Source organism: Xanthomonas sp. NCPPB 901 (assembly GCF_056725085.1).
On the sequence record NZ_CM161511.1, the window covers coordinates 4,345,553 to 4,365,121 of the forward strand.

The window sequence follows — 19,569 nt, forward strand, 5'->3', positions numbered from 1 at the left end:
CCGCGACCACGTCTTCTCGGTGCAGCGGTCGCGGCTGACGCCGCCCCCTACGCAAACGCGCGGGGAAGCGCACGGGAGCGCACAAGAGGCAATGCGGCTCACCGCCGGCTGTAGTGCGCGACCAGGCGGTCGCCGAGCATCTGCAGCGCCTGCACCAGCAGCAGCAGGATCACCACCGTCACCAGGGCCACGTCGGCATGCGAGCGCTGGTAGCCGTCGCGGTAGGCCAGGTCGCCGAGGCCGCCGGAGCCGATCGCGCCGCCCATCGCGGTGAAGCCGATCAAGGCGATGGTGGTCACCGTGGCGCCGGCGATCAGGCCCGGCCGCGCCTCCGGCAGCAGCACCCGCGTCACCAGTTGCCAGGTGGTCGCGCCCATCGCCAGGCTGGCCTCGACCACGCCGCGGTCCACCTCGCGCAGCGCGGTCTCCACCAGCCGCGCGTAGAACGGCGCCGCGCCGACCACCAGCGGCAGGATCGCGCCGCGCACGCCCAGCGAGGTGCCCATCGCCCACAGCGTCAGTGGGATCATCGCGATCATCAGGATGATGAAGGGCACCGAGCGCAGCACGTTGATGACCAGCGCCAGGCCGCCGTACAGCAGCGGCTTCTGGTGGGTCTGGCGCGGGCCGGTGAGGAACAGCAGTACGCCCAGCGGCAGGCCGATCAGCAGGGTCAGCGGCAGCGAGCCGCCGAGCATCAGCAGCGTATCGACGGTAGCGCGGCCGATCTCGCTCCACTTGCCGGCATCGAGATTGCGGAAGAAGCCGGTGGCGGCGGTGGCGAAAGGCATCATCGGCGCAGTTCCTGCACATGCACGCCGGCAGCGACGAATTCGGCCTGCGCCGCATCCATGTCGCCACCGACCAGGGCCACGGTGAGCTGGCCGTAGGGGGTGTCCTTGATCCGGTCGATGCGCCCGGACAGGATGTTGTAGTCCACCGCGGTGGCGCGGGCGATGCGCCCGAGCAGCGGCGCATAGGTATCGACGCCGAGGAAGGTCAGGCGCAGGATGCGCCCCTCCACCGCGGCGAGGTCGCGGTGCAGTTCGCCCTCGTCGACATGCTCGGCCTCGGAGACGAAGCGCTTGGTGGTCGGATGCCGCGGATGCAGGAACACCTCGGTGACCGGCCCGCTCTCGACCAGGCGCCCGGCATCGAGCACGGCCACGCGGTCGCAGACGCGGCGGATCACTTCCATCTCGTGGGTGATCAGCACGATGGTCAGGCCCAGCTCGCGGTTGATCTGCGCCAGCAGCGCCAGCACCGAGGCGGTGGTCTGCGGGTCCAGCGCACTGGTGGCCTCGTCGCACAGCAGGATGCGCGGCCGCGTGGCCAGGGCGCGGGCGATGCCGACGCGCTGCTTCTGCCCGCCCGACAGCTGCGCCGGATACTTGCCGGCGTGCGCGGCCAGCCCGACCCGCGCCAGCAGCTCGGCCACCCGCGCGTCGATCTCCGCGCGCGGCGTGCCCGCCAGTTCCAGCGGGAAGGCGACGTTGCCGGCGACCGTGCGCGAGGACAGCAGGTTGAAGTGCTGGAAGATCATGCCCACGCGCTGGCGCAGCGTGCGCAGCCCGGCGCGGTCCAGCGCGGTGACGTCTTCGCCGTCGATGAGCAGGCGGCCGCCGCTGGGCTCCTCGAGCCGGTTGATCAGCCGGATCAGGGTCGACTTGCCGGCGCCGGAATGGCCGATGATGCCGAACACCTCGCCGGCGTCGATGCGCAGGTCAAGCGGATGCAGCGCCACGACCGGCTGGCCGGCGACGGAATAGGACTTGTGCAGGCGCTCGAACTGGATCAACGCGCGGGACCGGCAGCGACGGGGGGCGCAAAGCCTAGCAGGCCGAGATGGCGTGCGTTATTCCATTCGATTCTAACGTCGGCGCGCATCGCGGGATGGCTAGGGCCGCGCCTGCGGCGGCGGATGCGCCACCGCGCGGATCCGCTCGCGGTGCAGCAGGTACAGGCCGCTGGCGACGATGATCGCCCCGCCCACCCAGGTCCAGGCATCGGGCAGCTTGCGCCACAGCAGCCAGTCCCAGGGGATCACCCACAGCAGGCCGCTGTACTCCAGCGGCGCCACCAGCGAGGCGTCGCCGCGGCGGAACGCCTGGGTCAGCGCCACCTGGCCCAGCGCCCCGGCCAGGCCCATGCCGGCGATCCAGCCGCCATCGGCCGCGCGCAGCGGCGTCCAGTCCGGCAACGCCAGCGCACCGGCGCCCAGCGCCATGATCAGCAGGAACCACACCACCAGCGACTGCGGCGTGTCGGTGCGCGTCAACAGGCTGACCAGCACCGAGGCCACCGCATAGGCGACGGCCGCCAGCAGCACCATCAGCCCCGGCAGCGAGACGAACCCGTCCATGCCGGGGCGCAGCACCACCAGCACGCCGACCAGGCCGACGCCGATCGCCGCCCAGCGTCGCGGGCCCACGTACTCGCCGAGCAGCGGCACCGACAGCGCCGCCACCAGCAGCGGCGCGACGAAGTAGATGGTGTAGGCGGTGGACAGCGGCAGGCTGCGCAAGGCCCAGGCGAAGCAGCCGATCATGGCGATGCCCAGCACGCCGCGCAGCAGCTGCAGCCCCCAGCGCACCGGCAAGATCGCGCGTGGCCCGGCGCTGGCCAGCACCCACAGCAGCACGAACGGCAGCGAGGCGCCACCACGCAGCGCCGCGACCTGCAGCGCCGGGTAGTGCGCGCTGAGCTGCTTCATCGACGCATCCATCAGCGAAAAGAACGCGACCGCGGCGATCATCCACGCGGCGGCGACGGCATTGGAACGGGAGGTGGGCATCGGCGCATTATCACCGCGATCGGGGACGTGCGTGGCGCCGGGGCAGATCGCGTCGGGACTGCAGTCCCTCCCCCAAGGCGCCGACCAGCGCATCGGCCACTGTCGTCTCCTGTGGGAGCGACTGCAGGGCACCCGAATCCCCTGCTTTTGCCGCGCATCGCACTGTGCCGTAGGAGCGGCTTCAGCCGCGACAGGCGTTGCCGGGAACGCCCCGTCGCGACCGAAGCCGCTCCCACACGGCACCCTGGATCCGGCTTGAATGCGGCGAAAGCAGGTGATTGGGATGCCCTGAAGGCCCCTCCCACATGAGCCAGCCGCACGTCGGCGTGGCTCCATGCCCTCGCAGGATCGGCCGCGACCTGACATGGGCGGCGGTCGCGGCTGAAGCCGCTCCTACGACATGGCGCCAGTGGGGGGGACTGTCGGGTCGACGCAGGACGCCGCACGAATCCCCAATCCCAAATCCCCAATCCCCGCCCCCGGGGCCTGCCCCATGCACGACCCGCACGTTCTACGATAGGCATCTTTGCCGAGGACTCACCATGCCTTCCTTCGATATCGTTTCCGAGGTCGACAAGCACGAGCTGACCAATGCCGTGGACCAGGCCAACCGCGAACTGGCCAACCGCTTCGACTTCAAGGGCGTGGACGCCAAGTTCGAACTCGACGACCAGGTCATCGCGCAGTCGGCGCCCAGCGACTTCCAGGTCAAACAGATGACCGACATCCTGCGCGCGCGCCTGCTGGCGCGCGGCATCGACGTGCGCTGCCTGGAGTTCGGCGACATGGAGACCAACCTCGCCGGCGCGCGGCAGAAGATCACCGTCAAGCAGGGCATCGAGCAGAAGCTGGGCAAGAAGATCGTCGCCACGCTCAAGGAGGCCAAACTGAAGGTGGAAGCGCAGATCAACGGCGACAAGCTGCGGGTCAGCGGCAAGAAGCGCGACGACCTGCAGGACGCGATCGCGCTGCTGAAGAAAAGCGATTTCGAGCTGCCGCTGCAGTTCGACAACTTCCGCGACTGAGTCCCGGCCACGCCCGTGCGCGGGTGCAAGACGACCACCCCGCGGCGACGGGCTGTCTTGCACTCGACCGCACGATGTCTTCACCGGTGGTGCGCGGGTGCACGCGAATGCGCATCGCCTCACCGTCGACGGCTGCGCGACAGAACGGCGTGCGCTGCATGTCGCGGCCTGCGCACGCCGTCCGGCCTGTGCCGGCGCGCGCACCCCGGCATGGCCACCGCAGCGCATCCTGAGCATTGCAGCACGTGCGAAAACGCGTGCGGCGCGTCGACACCGGACGGCACCACGCCACCGCACGACCGCCTCCGCGCCGCGGACGCTCGCCGCGCGCGCCACCGTCCCCGGCTAGGTGCCAGCGGCGACGCCCGCGGCCAGCATCCGCCGCCCCTGCGCCACCTCGGCTTCCAGGTCGTGCGTCCAGATCCAGTCGAAGCGCTGCGCCAGGGTCTGCGCCAGCCGCGCATCGTCGGCGCCGGCCTGCGGATCGCGCAGTTCGTACAGCTCGCCGGCCTCGTGCGAGGTGCGCTGCACGCGGCAGGCGCGCGGCAGGCGCAAGCGCTCGTAGACCTGCAACAGCGCCGGCAGGTCGCCGCGGCGCAGGCCGGGCGTGGCCAGCAGTTGCGCCAGGAAATAGGCATCTTCCAGGCCCTGCCCGGCGCCGGCGCCCTGGTGCGGCAGCATGGCGTGCGCGGCGTCGCCGATCAGCGCCAGCCGCCCGTGCACGTAGCCGGGCAGTTCGGCCAGATCGTGCAGCGCCCAGTGGGTGGGCGTGTCGATGCACTCCAGCAGCGTGCGCGCAGCCTCGCCCCAGTGCGCGAACGCCTCCAGCATCTCGCGACGGCTGGCCTCGCGTACCCAGGCCTGACCGGTGCGCCACTGCGGTGACGGGTCGCTGCGGTCGGAGACGAAGGCGACCACGTTGATCAGCCGGCCCTGCTTCACCGGGAAGGTGAGGATGTGCGCGTCCAGGCCTAGCAGCATCTGCGGCACGTCGACCAGGTGCGCGTCCACGCCGCGCGCGGCGAAGGCGGCACGCAAGCGCGCCGCGTCGATCAGGCCGCGATAGGCGCAGGTGCCGGTGAAGCGCGGTGCCGCCGGCGCGTGGCCGAGCGCGCGCAGCACCTCGCCGCGCAAGGCCGACTTGATGCCGTCGGCGGCGATCAGCACGTCGCCTTCGTACTGGCTGCCGTCGGCGAAGCGCACGCGTACCGCATCGGCGTCCTGCTCCACGGCGACCGCGCGCTTGCCGAAGCGGGCCAGCCCGAACGGCAGGCGCGTGGCCAGTGCGTCGAGGAAGTCGGCGCGGTGCACCGACGACTGGCCAACGCCGGGCGCCAGGGTCTGCCCGAGCAGCCGCGCGTCCTCGCCGCGGCGCCATTCGAACCACACGTCCTGCCACGGCGCGGGGGTGCGGTCGGCGAGCTCGGCATAGGGCTCGCCCATGCCCAGGCCGGCCAGCGCGCGCACCGCATTGGGTCCGAACGAGACGCCGGCGCCGATCTCGCCGAACGCCGGCGCCGATTCGAACAGTTGCACGTCGAGATGGCGGTGGCGGCACAGGCCCAGGGCCAGGCCGACGCCGGCGATGCCGCCGCCAACGATGCCGATGCGCAGGGGGGATGCAGGATTCATCTGGAGTCTCCGGTGGGGAACGTCAGTCGCGGCCGGCCAGCAGGATCTTCTCGGCCAGCCGCGCGGGCGCGCTGAAACACACTTCGTGGCTGCCCGGCAGGCTGACCAGGCGGTAGGCGCCCAGGCGCGCGCTCAGCCGCGGATGCCAGCCGTACTCGCCTGGCGGCAACGCCACGTCGTCGGTGGCGTAGAGCCAGCTGCGCGGGATCTGCAGGTCATGGAAGCGCTTGAGCGGCACCGCATCGAAATGGCTGCGCGCGGGCGTCGGGCTCAGCCGCGCGTAGGCCTGCTGCGCCTGGGCCAGATCGGCGTCGCCGATGAAACCGTCGCGCCAGATCGGGAACGGCAGCATGATGCCGCCGTCGGCATCCACCGCGTTCTTCCACAGCGCCTGGTAATGCGGCGGCAGCAGGTCGAACAGCGCCTCGCCATCGCGCAGCACGAAGGCGTTGTGGAACACCAGGCGTCTGCAGCGCTCCGGCTCCTCCTCGGCCAGGCGCTGCACGATGCTGCCGCCCCAGCTGTGGCCGAGCACGACGAGGTCGCGCAGGTCGTGGCGGCGCACGTAGTCCACCACCGAGGCCACGCAGTCGGCGTGGGAGACGCGCTTGTCGGCGCCGGCGCCATGCCCGGCGATGGTCGGCGCATGCACCTGCACGCCGTGCGCGCGCAGGTGGTCGGCGACGCCGTCCCAGGCGTGGCCGTCGTGCCAGGAACCGTGCAGCAACAGATAGGTTTGCATGGGTCGTCTCCGTGCGGCTCAGCGGAAGGTCCAGCCGAGGCCGAGATTGAAATAGGTGAGATCGCGGGTGCCGGCCTGCACGCCGCCGCTGGCGACCGCGCCACCCGGCGCGTGGGTGACGCTGCCGGTCAGCGACAGCTGCGGCGACAGCCGCCAGGTCGCGCCCAGCGCGTAGTGGCGGTACTGCGCCAGCGGCGCCAGCACCGCCAGCTGCGCCTGGCTGTCGGGAATCAGGCGACTGGCGCGGGAATAGCCCAGCCGCAGCGACCACGCATCGTCCAGGCGATACTCGGCACCGAACCGGAGCACGCGCTGGCTGCGCCAGCCGAAACCCGGGCCGTCCGCAGCGCCGAGCGCCCCGCCCTGGTCGATGCGGTTGCCGTAGGCGCGTTCGCCGGACCAGTCGATCCACAGCCAGTCGGCGGCCAGGGTCAGCGCGTCGCTGGCCTGCCAGGCCAGGCCGGCGCCGGCCTGCTGCGGCAGGTCCAGGCGGCCTTCCGGCAACAGCCCGCGGTAGCGCTGCAGGCGGCCGAAGCGGATGCGGCTGGACCAGGTGACACCGGCGCTCAGGCCCGGCGCCAGTTGGCCGTACCAGCCCAGCGCGACGCCGTAGCCGTACGCGGAGTCGGCACCGGCCGACTGGAAACCGATGCCCTCCAGGCCGGCGATGTGCAGGCGCTGGTAGGCCAGCCGCGGCGACAGGCCCAGGTACTGATGCTCGCCCACGCGCCAGGCCAGGGTCGGCGCCAGCACCACCTGCTGCAGCTTGGACAGGGTGTCGTGCGTGCCGTAGACCGGCGTGCCGTAGTCCAGCGCCACGCCATGGCCGAACACCGATACGCCCAGGCTCAGGTCGTCGTTGAGCTGGCGGTTGTAGCCGGCGGTCGGTACCGGGATCAGCGCGTCGTCCTTGTAGCGCGTCGTGCCGACCTGGCTGCGCACCGGCGCCGAGATCAGGGTGAGGTCGGCATCGACGCGGTCGCCGACCGCGCCCATGCCGGCCGGGTTGTTGGCCGAGGCCGCCGCATCCAGCGGCAAGGCGATCGAGGTGCCGGCCAGGCCCTGGGTCTGCGCGCCATAGCCGGGCAGCGCCACGCCGTTGTTGGCGGCGGCGCCGCCGGAGACCGCCGCCATGGTCCACAGCAGCGTGGTCCAGCGCGGCGTGCCGTGGCGTTGCGCCCTGCGGCGCGTTGGATGTGGAAACTGCTGCATGATCGGGCCCTCCCTCCGAGCCGATGCGTGGATGCGGCCGCCGGCCGGCGGCGCGCAGGGGTCCGTACCGCCACCGAAAGCGGCGGCGGCAACGGGTGCCAGGAACTGAAGACGGCGTTGGGTGCTGCGCCGCGGCCGCAAGGTGGCCGCGGCGCGGAACCGGCTAGGCGGCCGCGCGGCGGCGCGCCGGATTGGCCTGGTTGTCGACGCCGTCGACCAGCGGGGTCAGGTGGAAATCGAAGGCGATCTCGGCGAACGGGCCGTCCACGCCGTTGGCGGCGATGCTGGCCGGGTCGCGGTGCTCCACGATCGCCGGCACCAGGCCGTCGCGGGTGGCGTAGGCGAAGTCGTCGTCGACCAGCGGGTCGCCGGCGATGTTGATCTGCGTGGTCAGCTTGCGGTGGCCGTCGGCGCCGATGAAGAAGTGGATGTGCGCCGGCCGCTGGCCATGCCGGCCGAGCGCGAACAGCAGGCGTTCGGTCGGACTGCCCGGCGGCACGCCGTAGCCCTTGGGCACGATGCTGCGGAAGCGGTACCGGCCGTTGTCGTCGGCGACGATGGTGCGGCGCATGTTGAACGGCGCCTGCTTGCCGGTGGGATCGAAGTGCGAATAGAAGCCGCGCGTGTCGCAGTGCCAGACCTCGACCGTCGCGCCGGGCAGCGGGCGGCCGTCGGCGCCGTACACGGTGCCGTGCATGATCAGGGTGTGGCCGTTCTCGTCGCTGCCGTCGTCGAGCCGGGCGACGCCGTGCGCCACCGGCGCGCCGGCCACGTACAGCGGCCCTTCGATGGTGCGCGGGGTGGGGTTGTCGATGCCCAGTTCGGCATCGATGGCGTCCAGGCGCAGGTCCAGGAAGTGGTCCAGGCCCAGCCCGGGCGAGATCAGCCCGGCCTGCCCGGCCGCGCCCAGGTCGTTGAGCCAGGCGATCGCCGCCCAGTACTCGTCCGGGGTGATCTCCAACTCGTCGATGCTGCGGAACAGATCCGACAGCACGCGGTGCACGATCTGCTTCACCCGCGGCGTGCCGCCCGGCATGTCCAACCCGCTGACCTGGCGCAGGAACGCCTGCACGTCGGGGGTGGCGAAGATCTTGACGCTCATGGTGATGCCCTTCCTTTCTCGTGGTGGCGATGGCGGCCGAGACACGTCCCCTCCCGAGGGAGCGTCCGCAGCGGAACTAGCGATCGTCCTCGTACAGCGACGAGGGGTGGCGGCACAGCGGGGTGACCGCGATGCGCATGTAGGGGAACAGCGGCAGCGACAGCAGCAACGCGTGCAGTTCGGCGTTGTCGGCCACGTCGAAGATGCTGACGTTGGCGTACTGCCCGACCACCCGCCAGATGTGCCGCCAGCGACCGTCGCGCTGCAGTTCCTGGAAGCGCGCCTTCTCCTCGCGCTTGAGCTGCTCGGCCCGTTCGGGCGGCATGTCGGCGGGAAGATTTACGTCCATGGTCACGTGGAACAGCATGGTTCAGTCCTCCGCGGTGGCGCTGACCGCCACCACGCTGCGGCCGCGATCGCGGCGGAAGGCCTGCACGCGCGCCTCGTCCAGGGCGATGCCCAGGCCGGGGCCGGCGGGCAGGTGCAGGTGGAAGTCGGCGTAGCGCAGCGGCTCGGTCAGCAGTTGCTCGGTCAGCAGCAGCGGCCCGAACAGTTCGGTGCCCCACTGCAGTTGCGGGAAGGTGGCGAACACCTGCGCCGAGGCGACGGTGCCGATCGGCCCTTCCAGCATGGTGCCGCCGTACAGGCCGATGCCGGCCGCCTCGGCGATGGCGGCGACCTTCTGCGCGGCGATCGGCCCGCCGGACGGCTCGATCTTCACCGCGAACACGTCGGCCGCCGGCGCGCGCGCGGCCAGGAACGCGCTCTCCGGCCCGGCCAGGATCTCGTCGGCCATCAACGCCAGCGGGAAGCGCTGCATCAGCCGCTGCATCGCCTCGCGCGAGGCCACCGGCTGCTCCACCAGTTCGCAGCCGGCATCGGCCAGCGCCGGCAGCGCGCGCACCGCCTCGGCCTCGCTCCAGGCCATGTTGACGTCGACCCGCACCGCGCCGCGCGCGCCCAGCGCACGCTTGATCGCGGCCACGTGGGCGATGTCCTCGGCCGGCGGCCGCGCGCCGATCTTCAGCTTGAACACCTGGTGCCGGCGCAGGTCCAGCATCTGCTCGGCCTCGGCGATGTCGCGCGCGGTGTCGCCCGAGGCCAGCGTCCAGGCCACCGGCAGGCGCTCGCGCAGGCGCCCGCCCAGCAGCTCGGACAGCGGCAGCCCGACGCGCTTGCCCTGCGCGTCCAGCAGCGCGGTCTCCACCGCGCACTTGGCGAAATGATTGCCCTTGACCTGCTTGCCGATGCGCTGCATCAGCGCCTGCACGCCGCTGGCGTCGGCGCCGACCAGCAGCGGCGCCAGGTAGCGGTCGATCGCCAGCTTCATGCCTTCCGGGCTCTCCGCGCCGTAGGCCAGGCCGCCGATGGTGGTGCCTTCGCCGAGGCCGACCACGCCGTCGGAGCAGTGCAGGCGCACCAGCATCAGGGTCTGCCCCTGCATGGTCGCCACCGACAGGCGGTGCGGACGGATGGTCGGCAGGTCGAGCAGCAGGGTCTCGACGCGCTCGACGGTGGGGGCGGTGCGGCGGGTGGGGGTCGGCAACGGGTCCATGCGCGCCACACTGCGCCGGCCGCGCAGCCACGTCCAAGACTCTGTCGGTCTCGTTGCATACCTTTTTGGTATGTTGTTGGCGTAACCCGCATGATTGCTGGCTTTATTGCAGCGCAACATACCTCGAACGAATACGACTTCCGATGGACCTGCGCCAACTTCGCTACTTCGTCGCGGTCGCCCGCGAGCGCAATTTCACCCGCGCCGCCGAACTGCTGCATATCGCCCAGCCGCCGCTGAGCCGGCAGATCCAGCACCTGGAGGAGCAACTGGGCACGCGCCTGATCGTGCGCAGCAGCCGCCCGCTGCGGCTGACCGACGCCGGCAAGCTGTTCTACGAGGAAGCGCTGCAGGTGCTGGGCCGGGTCGAGCAGATGCAGGACGCCGCGCGCCGGATCGGCCGCAGCGAGCAACGCGTGTTCGCGATCGGCTTCGTCGCCTCCGCGCTCTACGGCGGCCTACCGATGCTGGTGCGGCGCCTGCGCCAGCAGCGTCCGGCGCTGGACATCCGCCTGCTGGAACTGATGTCCGGCGAGCAGATCGAGGCGTTGAAGACCGGCCGCATCGACCTGGGCGTGGGCCGCATCCGCCACGACGACGAGAGGGTGGAGCGCTTCGTGCTGCGCGAGGAACGCCTGGTGGTCGCGCTGCCGATGGAACATCCGCTGGCAGCGTCCGACGCCCCGCTGGCACCGGAGGCGCTGAACGCGCAGCGCCTGATCGTCTACCCCAACCAGCCGCGGCCGAGCTTCGCCGACCAGGTGCTGTCGCTGCTGCACGACCGCGGCATCCGCCCGCTGGCGGTGCAGGAGGTGCGCGAACTGCAGACCGCGCTGGGCCTGGTCGCCGCGGAGATGGGCGTGTGCGTGATTCCCGCGTCGGTGCGGGTGCTGCGCCGCGACCTGCACTACCGGCTGCTCGACGACGCCCACGCCACCTCGCCGATCATCCTCAGCCACCGCCGCAACGACAGCTCCGAGCTGCTGCCGCTGATCAAGCGGCTGATCCGCGAGATGTACACGGAAGCGCCGGCGTGGCTGGACACCGCCTACAATCGCCTGCACCTTCCCTAGGCCACTTCCGCGACCGATGCACGACGAGATCCCTGGCGACGCGCCCGACTACCTGGGCGACACCCGCCGCTGGCTGGAACGCGCGGTGATCGGTTTGAACCTGTGCCCCTTCGCCAAGGCGGTGCACGTCAAGCAGCAGATCCGCTACGTGCTCAGCGACGCGAGCACGCCCGAGGCGCTGCTCGAACAATTGGCCGAGGAACTGGTGCTGCTGCGCGACACCCCGGCCGAACAGATCGACACCACCCTGATCGTGCACCCGGACGTGCTGCAGGACTTCCTGGACTACAACGACTTCCTCGACAACGCCGACGCCGCGGTCGAGGCGCTGGACCTGCAGGGCATCCTGCAGGTGGCCAGCTTCCACCCACAGTACCAGTTCGCCGGCACCGCACCGGACGACATCGGCAACTACACCAACCGCGCGCCCTACCCCACCCTGCACCTGTTGCGCGAGGACAGCGTGGAGCGTGCCGTGGCCGCCTTCCCGGACGCGGACGTGATCGTGGAGCGCAATCTGCGGACGCTGGAAACGCTGGGCCTGGAGGGCTGGAAGCGGGCGGTTGAGGGGCGGGATTCGTGATTGGGGATTGGGGATTGGGGATTGGGGATTGGGGATTGGGGATTGGGGATTGGGGAGTCGGGATTGGGGAGTCGGGATTGGCGATTGGCAAAGGCGGGGCGCGGTCGCCGCTGAAGCCGCTCCTACGCGAGCCGCGCACGTCGTTCCAGACACCATGCGCTTTTGCCAATCCCCAATCCCGAATCCCTAATCCCGGCCCTCAAACAGCACCGCCACGTCCGCCGCCTGCAGCACCCGCCACTGCCCGGCCGGCAGATCGCCCAGGCCGAAGCCGCCGATGCGGCTGCGATGCAGCGCGGTGACGTGGTTGCCGACCGCGGCGAACATGCGCCGTACCTGGTGATAGCGGCCTTCGTGCAGGGCCACGCGCACCTGGCGCGGCCCCAACGTCTCCAGCTCCACCGGCAGCAGCGGCGTGGTCTCGCCGTCGAGCAGCAGCGTGCCGCTGGCGAACTGCGCCGCTTCGTCGCCGCGCAGGTCCTCGGCCAGGCTGGCCTCGTAGACCTTGGCCAGCCGCGCCTTCGGCGAGACGATGCGATGCAGCAGCGCGCCGTCGTCGGTCATCAGCAGCAGGCCGCTGGTGTCGCGGTCCAGCCGCCCGACCGTGGACAGCAGCGGCGAGCGCAGGCGGAAACGCGGCGGCAGCAGGTCGTAGACGATGCGCCCCGGGTCCTTGGTCGAGCAGGTGTAGCCGACCGGCTTGTGCAGCGCCAGGATCAGCCCGGGCGGCGGATCCAGCGCTTCGCCGTCGACCCGGATCGTCGCGTGCGGCACCTGGTCGTCGGCGTACAGCACCTCGCCCTCGGCATCGGTGATGCGGCCTTCGCGGAACATCAGCGCCACCTGCTTGCGGCTGCCGTAGCCCAGGTTGGCCAGATGCTTGACCAGTTTCATCGGCGCGCTCCGCCGCGGCTGCGCACCGCGTGGATCAGCTTGAAGCCGTCGCGGGTGGCGAGCACCTCGGTCTGGCCGAAGCTGGCATCGAGTACCGCCTCGTACGGCAGATGGCGGTTGGCGACCAGGAACAGGCGCCCGCCGGGCGCCAGCGCCTGCGCCGCCACCGCGATGAAGCGCCGGCCGATGTCCGGCCGTTCCATCCGCCCCGGGGCGTGGAACGGCGGATTGCTGACGATGACGTCGTACTGCCCTGGCAGCCCCGCGGTCACGTCGTGCCAGTGGAAGCCCAGCGCCACGCCGGCCGGCGCCTGCGCCAGGTTGGCGCGCGCCAGCGCCAGCGCACGCGCGTCGGCCTCGAACAGGTCCAGCGCGGTCAGCTGCGGGCAGCGCGCCAGCAGTTCCGCCGACAGGTAGCCATAGCCGGCGCCGAGATCGGCGGCGCGGCCGCGCAGGTCGGCGGGCAGATGCTCGGCCAGCAGCGCCGAGGCCGGGTCGATGCGGTTCCAGGCGAACACGCCGGGACGGCTGCGGAAGCGCCCGTCCAGGATCGGCCGCACCGCATCCAACGTCGCCCAGCGCTGCTGCAGCGCGGCGTCGTGGCCGCCCTGCAGCGGCGCGGTCCAGTACACCCGGCAGTGGTGCTTGGTCAGCTTGCCGCCGAGGCCGGCCAGCTGCTGCAGGTCGTCCTCGCCGGAGCGCGCGCCCTCGTTGTTGGCCTGGCAGGCCACCACCACGCCGCCCGGCGCGGCCAGCGCCACGGCGCGCGCCAGCAGCGCCCGCGCTTCCTCGCGCTGGCGCGGCGGCAGCACCAGCACCAGCGCGTAGCCGCCGGCATCGGCATCGCCGTCCTGCTCGGCGCGCACCGTCCAGCCGCCCTGCTGCAGCGCCGTGGCGAACGGCCGGTAGTCCTGTTCGCAGACCAACTGCGCCGGCGGCTGCGCGTGCTGGCGCAGCGCCCAGCCGTCGCGGGCGCGCAGGAACAGCACCTTGCCCGCAGGCCAGCGCAACACGCCCTGGGCGAACGGCAGGAACAGGGTGTCGAGGGGGGCGTCTTGCGCAGCCGGCATCGGGCGTGGTCGTCGGGACAGGGACGCGCATTCTACCGGCAGCGCGCCACCGTCCGGATTTTGCGCGAATCCAACGCATCATTGATGTTCCGGCAACATCGGCGCGCCTAGGCTGCAAGGCACCCAACGACTGGAGAGGCAGCATGCGCGCAGTGTTCATCGGCGGCGTCGTCGACAACAGCGAAGTGGACCTGGATGGCAGCCAGCCGCCGTTGCACTACCCGGAGAACACCGGCACCGGGCGTCCGCGCTACCGCCTGCACCAGCGCGGCGCGCGCGACGACGGCAGCGTGGTCTATGCCGTCTACGCCGCTCCGGAACTGGGCGACACCGAAGTCGAACGGGTGTTCAACGAACGCGGTTATGCCCGCCGTTTCGGTGTGGAGCCGGCGCCGGTGGAGCATTGACGGCAGCAGTCGATGTAGGAACCGTTGCAGGGTGGGTTTAACCGCGAGCCAGGCGTTCCTGTGAATGCGTCGGTCGCGGCTGAAGCCGCTCCTACGAGGGCGATTGCAGGCCGTTTTGCTGCGCCCCACGCCTCTGTTCCATCTCTTTCCGACCGCAAATGCGGTCACCTTTTCCCAATGTAGGAGCGGCTTCAGCCGCGACAGGCATTACCGATCACGCCCGTCGCGGCTGAAGCCGCTTGTGTCAAATGAGGGTCTATCGTTGTAGGTGAGAGCGGAGTGCGGCAGGCCGTTTAGCCGCAGTGCCAGCAAGCACGAGTAGGAGTCAGCGCCGCCGCACCCCGTATCTCCTGCCTCATCAGCCCGAACAGTTGCCCGAGTCGCGAGCTCGAACTCCACAAGCATGGGCATCGGCAGGAGTGCTCTCGTTCCTGAGTCTACTGCGGAGAACGTCTATGCGGCGCTATGTCGGGATCGATGTATCCAAGGCCGAACTGGTCATTCATGTCCTGCCGGACGAGCAGGCCTGGACCCAACCCAATACGCCACAGGCAGCGTGTGCTGGCCCAACGCCTGGTGGAGCTGGGCTGCGAGCGGATCGTGCTGGAAGCCAGTGGCGGCTACGAACATGCCGTGCTGCGGGTGCTCCGAGAGGCGGCCCCGCCGGCAGTGCGGATGGCCGCCGATCGTCCGCGCAAGCTAGCCCAAGCCTTGGGCCTGCAGGCCAAGACCGACGCCCTGGACGCGCGCCTGCTGGCCATCGCCGCCCAGCACATCCCGACCACGCCCACGACCGTGGTGCCCGAGCACCAGCAGTCTCTTCGCGAACTGTTGGACCTGCGTGCCACCCTGGTGGGCCAGCGCGATGCCCATCGGCGGCGCCTGGAACACATCACCAGCGCCAAGGTGCAACACCGCTGCCGAGAGGTGATCGCCCTGCTGAACCAGCAGATCCAGACATTGACGCAGGAGATCGAGCAGCAGGGCAAGACCTGCTCGAGCTTGCCCAAGGTACCTGGGCTCGGCACGATCCTGCGCGCAGTGCTGGCCGCGCGGTTGCCAGAGCTGGGCACGCTGCCGCCACGCAAGCTCGCCGCCCTGGTCGGGCTGGCCCCGTTCAATCACGACAGCGGCTGCTGGAAAGGCCGACGTCGCATCAAAGGCGGCCGTGCCGACGTGCGAGGCGTGCTGTACATGGCCACCTGGGCCAGCATCCGCGCCAAATCCCCCTTGGCCAACACCTACGCGCGCTTGCGCGCGGCCGGCAAGCCGGCCAAGGTCGCCATCGTCGCCTGCATGCACAAGTTCCTGCGCTGGCTCAATGCCATCGCGCGCGATCAGGCACCGTACGCTCCTCCGGTTATCGCTGGGGCATGACAGTTGACTCCTACGGGCGCATCTGCATCGCGGCGTTGCACGGCGCAACCGCGAACAGCGCGATGCGCGATCGCTCGGGCCCTATGCCGCGCCGTGTCGACCAAGGCATGCGTAGGAGCGGCTTCAGCCGCGACCGGGCTTCATCACCACGACGTCCGCGTCGCCGCTCCTACGCATAGTGCAGGCAGGCGCGTGCAGCGCGCCCGCCCCTCACTTGCCAGGCTTCGGCGTCACCCGCCACACGATGTTGCCGACGTCGTCGGCCACCAGCAGGGCGCCGGGCTTGTCCACGGCCACGCCGACCGGGCGGCCCTGCGCGCGGCCTTCGGCGTCGAGGAAGCCGGTCAGCACGTCCTGCGGCTTGCCGCTGGGCTTGCCGTTGACGAAGGGGACGTAGATCACCTTGTAGCCCGACGGCGGGTCGCGGTTCCAAGAACCGTGCTGGCCGATGAAGGCGCCGCCGCGGTAGGTCGGCGGCAGCAGCGCGCCTTCGTAGAAGGCCAGGCCCAGCGAGGCGGTATGCGCGCCCAGCGCATAGTCCGGCTTGATCGCGCTGGCCACCATTTCCGCGTTCTGCGGCTGCACGCGCTCGTCCACGTGCTGGCCGTAGTAGCTGTACGGCCAGCCGTAGAAACCGCCTTCGCGCACCGAGGTCAGATAATCGGGCACCAGGTCGCTGCCGAGCTCGTCGCGTTCGTTGACCACGGTCCACAACGTGTCGGTGCCGGGCTGCCAGGCCAGGCCGACCGGATTGCGCAGGCCGCTGGCGAACACGCGGGTGGCGCCGCTGGCCGCGTCCACTTCCAGGATCGCGGCGCGGTTGAGTTCCTGCTCCATGCCGTTCTCGGCGACGTTGCTGTTGGAACCGACACCCACGTACAGCTTCTTGCCGTCGCGGCTGGCCAGCAGGCTCTTGGTCCAGTGGTGGTTGATGCCGCCGGGCAGGTTGGCGACGAAGCTGGGCGCGGCGGTGATCTGGGTATCGCCGTCCTTGTACGGGAAGCTGACCAGCGCATCGGCGTTGGCCACATACAGGCGGTCGCCGACCAGGGCCATGCCAAACGGCGAATACAGGCCCTTGAGGAACTGCGTGCGTACCTCGGCCACGCCGTCGCCGTCGGCATCGCGCAGCAGGGTGATGCGGTTGGCGCTGGGCACGCTGGCGCCGGCCTTGGCCATCATCGCGCCCTGGATCTTGTCGCGCAGGCCGCCGCTGTCCTTGTCCGGCGCCGGCGGCTCGGCGGTCTCGGCGACCAGTACGTCACCATTAGGCAGCACGTACAGCCAGCGCGGATGGTCCAGGTCGCGGGCGAACGCCTGCACCGCCAGGTCGGCGGCCGGCACCGGCGCGGCGCCATCGGCCCAGCGCTTGACCTCGGCGACCTTGACCGTGGGGATCATGCGCTTGACCGGGTCGGGCAGCACCGGATCCGGTCCCATGCCCTCCTCGATGGAGTGCTTGGCGGTGTCGCCGCAGGCGGCGAGCAAGGCGGCACTGAGCGCACACAACACCCAACGGGCGCGAATCGGCGAAGACATGACCATGTGTCTTGGATATCCGGAAGCTCGGGGGAACGCCGATGATGCACAGCCCCGGCGCGGAAAGAGTGAAAGACGCGTCAAGAGCCCTCGCTGCGCGGGTCGACGTCCCAGGGCCGCGGCGGCAGCGGGCGCACGCTGCGGATCTGGTCCAGCCACAGGTAGCGATGCTGGGCCGGATCGTCGAGGTCGTCGATGCGCACCTGCGCATTGCTGCCCTCGTTGCCGTCGGCGTCGCGGAACTGCTGGATGCTGGGGCGCACCGACACGGTGCCGAAGCACACGCTGCCGTCGTTCAACTCGATACGCACATGCGCCTGGCCGGGCAGTTGCAGGATCAACGCTTCCAGCGCCTGGATCTGCGCCTGGTCGGTGTGGATACGCTCGGCATACTGGGTCATCGGCGGACTCCGTGGAGGGACCGCGGCAGCCTAGCGCCGCCGGCGTGAGCCGGCGGGCAAGAGCGCAGGGCCGGCCCTAGCGCTGCCGCGCGAAGCGCACCGCGGAGACCAGTTGCGCCACGCTGTACGGCTTGGCCAGGTGCTCCTGGAAGCCGGACTGCAACGCACGCTGGCGATCGTCGGCGCGCGCCAGCGCGGTCACCGCCACCGCCGGCAGTTCGTCCGCGTCCAGGCCCATGTTCTCGCGCACGGTGCGGATCAGGCCGTAGCCGTCCATGCCCGGCATGCCGATGTCGGTCACCATCACGTCGATCGTGGCATGGCCGCCGCCGTCGAGCACCCCCAGCGCCTCGCTGGCCGACCCCACCGCCACCACCTCCGCGCCCTGCTCCTCAAGCAGGCGCCGCAGGTAGTCGAGCATGTCCGGCTGGTCCTCCACCGCCAGCAGGCGCACGCCCTTGAGCGAATACGCCTCGACCACCTGCTCGGCCATCGCGAACGCGCGCACCTCGCGCAGCGGGCGCGAGCCCGGCGCGTCGCGGTGCAGCGGCAGGCGCACGGTGAACACCGAACCGCAGCCGCGGCCTTCGCTGGCCGCGCTGATCTGGCCGCCGTGCATCTCCACCAGCTGCTGCACGATCGCCAGGCCCAGGCCGAGGCCGCCGTGCAGGCGCGTGGTGGTGCTGTCGGCCTGGCGGAAGCGGCCGAACAGATGCGGCAGGAATTCCGGCGGGATGCCGTCGCCGGAATCGCGCACCGCCACGCTGACGTGCTGGCCGTCGTCCTCCAGCTCGATCGCCAGCGCGATGCGCCCGTGCGCGGGCGTGAACTTGATCGCATTGGACAGCAGGTTCCAGAACACCTGCTGCAGGCGCGTGGCGTCGCCCAGCACCCTGCACGGCTGCGCCGGTGCCTGCAGGCTCAGCGCCTGGTCCTTGCCTTCGGCCACGGGCTCCTGCGCGCGCATCGCCTCGCGCACCTGCTCGGCCAGGTCCAGCGCCTCCACTTCCAGCTGCACCTTGCCCAGCAGCATGCTGCTGAGATCGAGCATGTCGGAAATCAGCCGCTGCTGCGCGCGCGCGCTGCTGGCGATGACCGACAAACCCTTGCTGCTGGGGTCGCCCGGCGGCAGCCGCTGCAGCAGCAGGTCGCTCCAGCCGAGGATGGTGGTCAGCGGCGTGCGCAGTTCGTGCGAGAGCGTGGCCAGGAACTCGTCCTTCAGCCGCGCCATGCTCTCGGCGGCGTTGCGTGCGCTGCGCTCGGACTCCAGCAGCTGCTCGCGCGCCAGTTCGATGTCGCGGCGCTCGGTCACGTCCGGGCTGCTGCCGGCCAGGCCGATGAACTGGCCCTCGGCGGAATAGCGCGGCACCGCGGTCATCTCCACCCAGCGCCATTCGCCGTCGTGGCGGCGCGCGCGCACCAGCGCGCGCAGGTTGCGCTGGTCGTGCAGCGCGTTGCGCAGTTCGTAGGCGAACACGCCCACGTCCTCCGGATGCAGCACGTCGCCCCAGCCCGGGCGCGCCGTGTCGGTATCCAGATCGATGCCGAAGAATTCGGCATAGGCGGTATTGGTGAAGCGTAGTTCGCCCTGGGCGTCCAGCACCCACACCGGCATCGGCAGGCCCTCGGCCAGCGCGCTGAAGCGCGCCTCGCTCTCGGCCAGGTCGCGCTCCACCCGCTTGCGCTCGGTGACGTCGAGGAACTGCACGGCGACCAGGCGCTGCTCGGGCGCGCCGATCCGGAACGCATCCACGGTCCACCAGCGTCCCAGCGGCGTGGAGAAATTCTCGAACTTGGCCGAGCGTCCGCTCAGCGCGACCTCGCCATACAGCTGGAACCAATGCTCCTCATGGGTCGGCGCCAGTTCGCGCATGCGTCGGCCGACCGCGTCGCGTATGCCGGTTTCGCGCTCGAACGCCCGATTGACCTCCAGGAAAACGTAGTCCACCGCACGCTGGGCATCGTCGAACAGCACCTGGATCACGCAGAAGCCGGAGTCGATCTTGTCGAAGATTTCGCGGTAATGCAGGTTCGTCGCCTGCGCGAACGAAGACGCGGTGGAGTCTGGACTGGCATGCATGACGGAGTAGCTCTAGAAGCGGCCTGCGACCACGGATGAAATCGCCGCGCATCCGTGGCGCCGACAGCGGCGCGCCGAGAATC

19 protein-coding genes are annotated in these 19,569 nt (G+C 70.7%); 5 read left to right on the plus strand and 14 right to left on the minus strand.

Features of this window, described 5'->3' with window-relative positions:
• Positions 1-98: 98 nt before the first annotated feature.
• The 3 genes from AC1PME_RS18415 to AC1PME_RS18425 all read right to left on the minus strand — a co-directional run bounded on the left by AC1PME_RS18415 (position 99) and on the right by AC1PME_RS18425 (position 2,794).
• Positions 99-794 (minus strand): methionine ABC transporter permease, encoded by a 696-nt coding sequence (locus AC1PME_RS18415; RefSeq protein WP_307552613.1) that lies wholly within the window; start codon positions 792-794, stop codon positions 99-101.
• Positions 791-1,798: a methionine ABC transporter ATP-binding protein gene (locus tag AC1PME_RS18420; protein ID WP_254459271.1), complete on the minus strand. Its 1,008-nt coding sequence runs from the start codon at positions 1,796-1,798 to the stop codon at positions 791-793. Before AC1PME_RS18420 ends, AC1PME_RS18415 begins: the two co-directional genes overlap by 4 nt.
• A gap of 99 nt (positions 1,799-1,897) precedes the next feature.
• Entirely contained in the window at positions 1,898-2,794 is an 897-nt protein-coding gene (locus tag AC1PME_RS18425; protein WP_254459272.1) for a DMT family transporter, read from the minus strand.
• A gap of 542 nt (positions 2,795-3,336) precedes the next feature.
• Here AC1PME_RS18425 and AC1PME_RS18430 point away from each other — a divergent pair.
• Positions 3,337-3,819: a YajQ family cyclic di-GMP-binding protein gene (locus tag AC1PME_RS18430; RefSeq protein WP_254459273.1), complete on the plus strand. Its 483-nt coding sequence runs from the start codon at positions 3,337-3,339 to the stop codon at positions 3,817-3,819.
• Between the two features lie 345 nt (positions 3,820-4,164).
• Here AC1PME_RS18430 and salA read toward each other — a convergent pair whose 3' ends face one another.
• The 6 genes from salA to AC1PME_RS18460 form a co-directional block, all read right to left on the minus strand.
• Positions 4,165-5,451, minus strand: a complete 1,287-nt coding sequence (gene salA, locus AC1PME_RS18435) for a salicylate 1-monooxygenase (RefSeq protein WP_481096639.1) — start codon at positions 5,449-5,451, stop codon at positions 4,165-4,167.
• Positions 5,452-5,473: 22 nt separating this feature from the next.
• On the minus strand, positions 5,474-6,193 hold the full coding sequence (locus tag AC1PME_RS18440; RefSeq protein WP_481096640.1) for an alpha/beta fold hydrolase: 720 nt from the start codon (positions 6,191-6,193) through the stop codon (positions 5,474-5,476).
• Between the two features lie 18 nt (positions 6,194-6,211).
• Complete coding sequence (locus AC1PME_RS18445) at positions 6,212-7,405, minus strand: OmpP1/FadL family transporter (protein ID WP_254459276.1); 1,194 nt, start codon at positions 7,403-7,405, stop codon at positions 6,212-6,214.
• 163 nt (positions 7,406-7,568) lie between these two features.
• Positions 7,569-8,507, minus strand: coding sequence for a catechol 1,2-dioxygenase (catA, locus tag AC1PME_RS18450; RefSeq protein ID WP_481096641.1), 939 nt, complete (start codon positions 8,505-8,507; stop codon positions 7,569-7,571).
• 76 nt (positions 8,508-8,583) lie between these two features.
• Positions 8,584-8,874, minus strand: coding sequence for a muconolactone Delta-isomerase (gene catC, locus AC1PME_RS18455; protein ID WP_160969290.1), 291 nt, complete (start codon positions 8,872-8,874; stop codon positions 8,584-8,586).
• 3 nt (positions 8,875-8,877) lie between these two features.
• On the minus strand, positions 8,878-10,062 hold the full coding sequence (locus AC1PME_RS18460; RefSeq protein ID WP_254459279.1) for a muconate/chloromuconate family cycloisomerase: 1,185 nt from the start codon (positions 10,060-10,062) through the stop codon (positions 8,878-8,880).
• A gap of 143 nt (positions 10,063-10,205) precedes the next feature.
• Between AC1PME_RS18460 and AC1PME_RS18465 the strand changes: the two genes are divergently transcribed.
• The gene (locus AC1PME_RS18465) at positions 10,206-11,135 is read left to right on the plus strand and encodes a LysR family transcriptional regulator (RefSeq protein WP_307552630.1); all 930 of its coding nucleotides are present in this window, start codon (positions 10,206-10,208) and stop codon (positions 11,133-11,135) included.
• A gap of 16 nt (positions 11,136-11,151) precedes the next feature.
• Positions 11,152-11,718, plus strand: a complete 567-nt coding sequence (locus AC1PME_RS18470) for a DUF1415 domain-containing protein (RefSeq protein ID WP_254459281.1) — start codon at positions 11,152-11,154, stop codon at positions 11,716-11,718.
• Positions 11,719-11,904: 186 nt separating this feature from the next.
• Here the strand turns inward: AC1PME_RS18470 and AC1PME_RS18475 are convergent, their stop codons facing one another.
• Both AC1PME_RS18475 and AC1PME_RS18480 read right to left on the minus strand, forming a co-directional pair.
• On the minus strand, positions 11,905-12,612 hold the full coding sequence (locus AC1PME_RS18475; RefSeq protein ID WP_254459282.1) for a pseudouridine synthase: 708 nt from the start codon (positions 12,610-12,612) through the stop codon (positions 11,905-11,907).
• Entirely contained in the window at positions 12,609-13,682 is a 1,074-nt protein-coding gene (locus AC1PME_RS18480) for a class I SAM-dependent methyltransferase (RefSeq protein WP_307552635.1), read from the minus strand. Before AC1PME_RS18480 ends, AC1PME_RS18475 begins: the two co-directional genes overlap by 4 nt.
• A 143-nt stretch (positions 13,683-13,825) precedes the next feature.
• On the opposite strand from AC1PME_RS18480, the gene AC1PME_RS18485 reads away from it, so the two are divergent.
• Together AC1PME_RS18485 and AC1PME_RS18490 are read left to right on the plus strand one after the other, a co-directional pair.
• Positions 13,826-14,089 carry a hypothetical protein gene (locus AC1PME_RS18485; RefSeq protein ID WP_017908770.1) on the plus strand — a complete coding sequence of 88 codons (264 nt, stop codon included), beginning with the start codon at positions 13,826-13,828 and terminating at the stop codon, positions 14,087-14,089.
• A gap of 558 nt (positions 14,090-14,647) precedes the next feature.
• The gene (locus tag AC1PME_RS18490) at positions 14,648-15,466 is read left to right on the plus strand and encodes an IS110 family transposase (RefSeq protein WP_481096642.1); all 819 of its coding nucleotides are present in this window, start codon (positions 14,648-14,650) and stop codon (positions 15,464-15,466) included.
• Between the two features lie 210 nt (positions 15,467-15,676).
• Here the strand turns inward: AC1PME_RS18490 and AC1PME_RS18495 are convergent, their stop codons facing one another.
• The 3 genes from AC1PME_RS18495 to AC1PME_RS18505 form a co-directional block, all read right to left on the minus strand.
• The gene (locus AC1PME_RS18495; RefSeq protein WP_481096643.1) at positions 15,677-17,011 is read right to left on the minus strand and encodes a PQQ-dependent sugar dehydrogenase; all 1,335 of its coding nucleotides are present in this window, start codon (positions 17,009-17,011) and stop codon (positions 15,677-15,679) included.
• A 74-nt stretch (positions 17,012-17,085) separates the two neighbouring features.
• On the minus strand, positions 17,086-17,406 hold the full coding sequence (locus AC1PME_RS18500) for a DUF3247 family protein (protein ID WP_254459285.1): 321 nt from the start codon (positions 17,404-17,406) through the stop codon (positions 17,086-17,088).
• Positions 17,407-17,482: 76 nt separating this feature from the next.
• Positions 17,483-19,486 (minus strand): PAS domain-containing hybrid sensor histidine kinase/response regulator, encoded by a 2,004-nt coding sequence (locus AC1PME_RS18505; RefSeq protein ID WP_481096644.1) that lies wholly within the window; start codon positions 19,484-19,486, stop codon positions 17,483-17,485.
• Positions 19,487-19,569 lie beyond the last annotated feature (83 nt).

What these genes read in the sequence shown, in the direction of transcription:
- AC1PME_RS18505 (WP_481096644.1), bottom strand. Translation starts at nt 19,486, where the DNA reads ATGCATGCCAGTCCAGACTCCACCGCGTCTTCGTTCGCGCAGGCGACG.
- catC (WP_160969290.1), bottom strand. Translation starts at nt 8,874, where the DNA reads ATGCTGTTCCACGTGACCATGGACGTAAATCTTCCCGCCGACATGCCG.
- AC1PME_RS18425 (WP_254459272.1), bottom strand. Translation starts at nt 2,794, where the DNA reads ATGCCCACCTCCCGTTCCAATGCCGTCGCCGCCGCGTGGATGATCGCC.
- AC1PME_RS18485 (WP_017908770.1), top strand. Translation starts at nt 13,826, where the DNA reads ATGCGCGCAGTGTTCATCGGCGGCGTCGTCGACAACAGCGAAGTGGAC.
- catA (WP_481096641.1), bottom strand. Translation starts at nt 8,507, where the DNA reads ATGAGCGTCAAGATCTTCGCCACCCCCGACGTGCAGGCGTTCCTGCGC.
- AC1PME_RS18440 (WP_481096640.1), bottom strand. Translation starts at nt 6,193, where the DNA reads ATGCAAACCTATCTGTTGCTGCACGGTTCCTGGCACGACGGCCACGCC.
- AC1PME_RS18470 (WP_254459281.1), top strand. Translation starts at nt 11,152, where the DNA reads ATGCACGACGAGATCCCTGGCGACGCGCCCGACTACCTGGGCGACACC.
- AC1PME_RS18475 (WP_254459282.1), bottom strand. Translation starts at nt 12,612, where the DNA reads ATGAAACTGGTCAAGCATCTGGCCAACCTGGGCTACGGCAGCCGCAAG.
- AC1PME_RS18445 (WP_254459276.1), bottom strand. Translation starts at nt 7,405, where the DNA reads ATGCAGCAGTTTCCACATCCAACGCGCCGCAGGGCGCAACGCCACGGC.
- AC1PME_RS18500 (WP_254459285.1), bottom strand. Translation starts at nt 17,406, where the DNA reads ATGACCCAGTATGCCGAGCGTATCCACACCGACCAGGCGCAGATCCAG.
- salA (WP_481096639.1), bottom strand. Translation starts at nt 5,451, where the DNA reads ATGAATCCTGCATCCCCCCTGCGCATCGGCATCGTTGGCGGCGGCATC.
- AC1PME_RS18430 (WP_254459273.1), top strand. Translation starts at nt 3,337, where the DNA reads ATGCCTTCCTTCGATATCGTTTCCGAGGTCGACAAGCACGAGCTGACC.
- AC1PME_RS18480 (WP_307552635.1), bottom strand. Translation starts at nt 13,682, where the DNA reads ATGCCGGCTGCGCAAGACGCCCCCCTCGACACCCTGTTCCTGCCGTTC.
- AC1PME_RS18460 (WP_254459279.1), bottom strand. Translation starts at nt 10,062, where the DNA reads ATGGACCCGTTGCCGACCCCCACCCGCCGCACCGCCCCCACCGTCGAG.
- AC1PME_RS18495 (WP_481096643.1), bottom strand. Translation starts at nt 17,011, where the DNA reads ATGGTCATGTCTTCGCCGATTCGCGCCCGTTGGGTGTTGTGTGCGCTC.
- AC1PME_RS18465 (WP_307552630.1), top strand. Translation starts at nt 10,206, where the DNA reads ATGGACCTGCGCCAACTTCGCTACTTCGTCGCGGTCGCCCGCGAGCGC.
- AC1PME_RS18415 (WP_307552613.1), bottom strand. Translation starts at nt 794, where the DNA reads ATGATGCCTTTCGCCACCGCCGCCACCGGCTTCTTCCGCAATCTCGAT.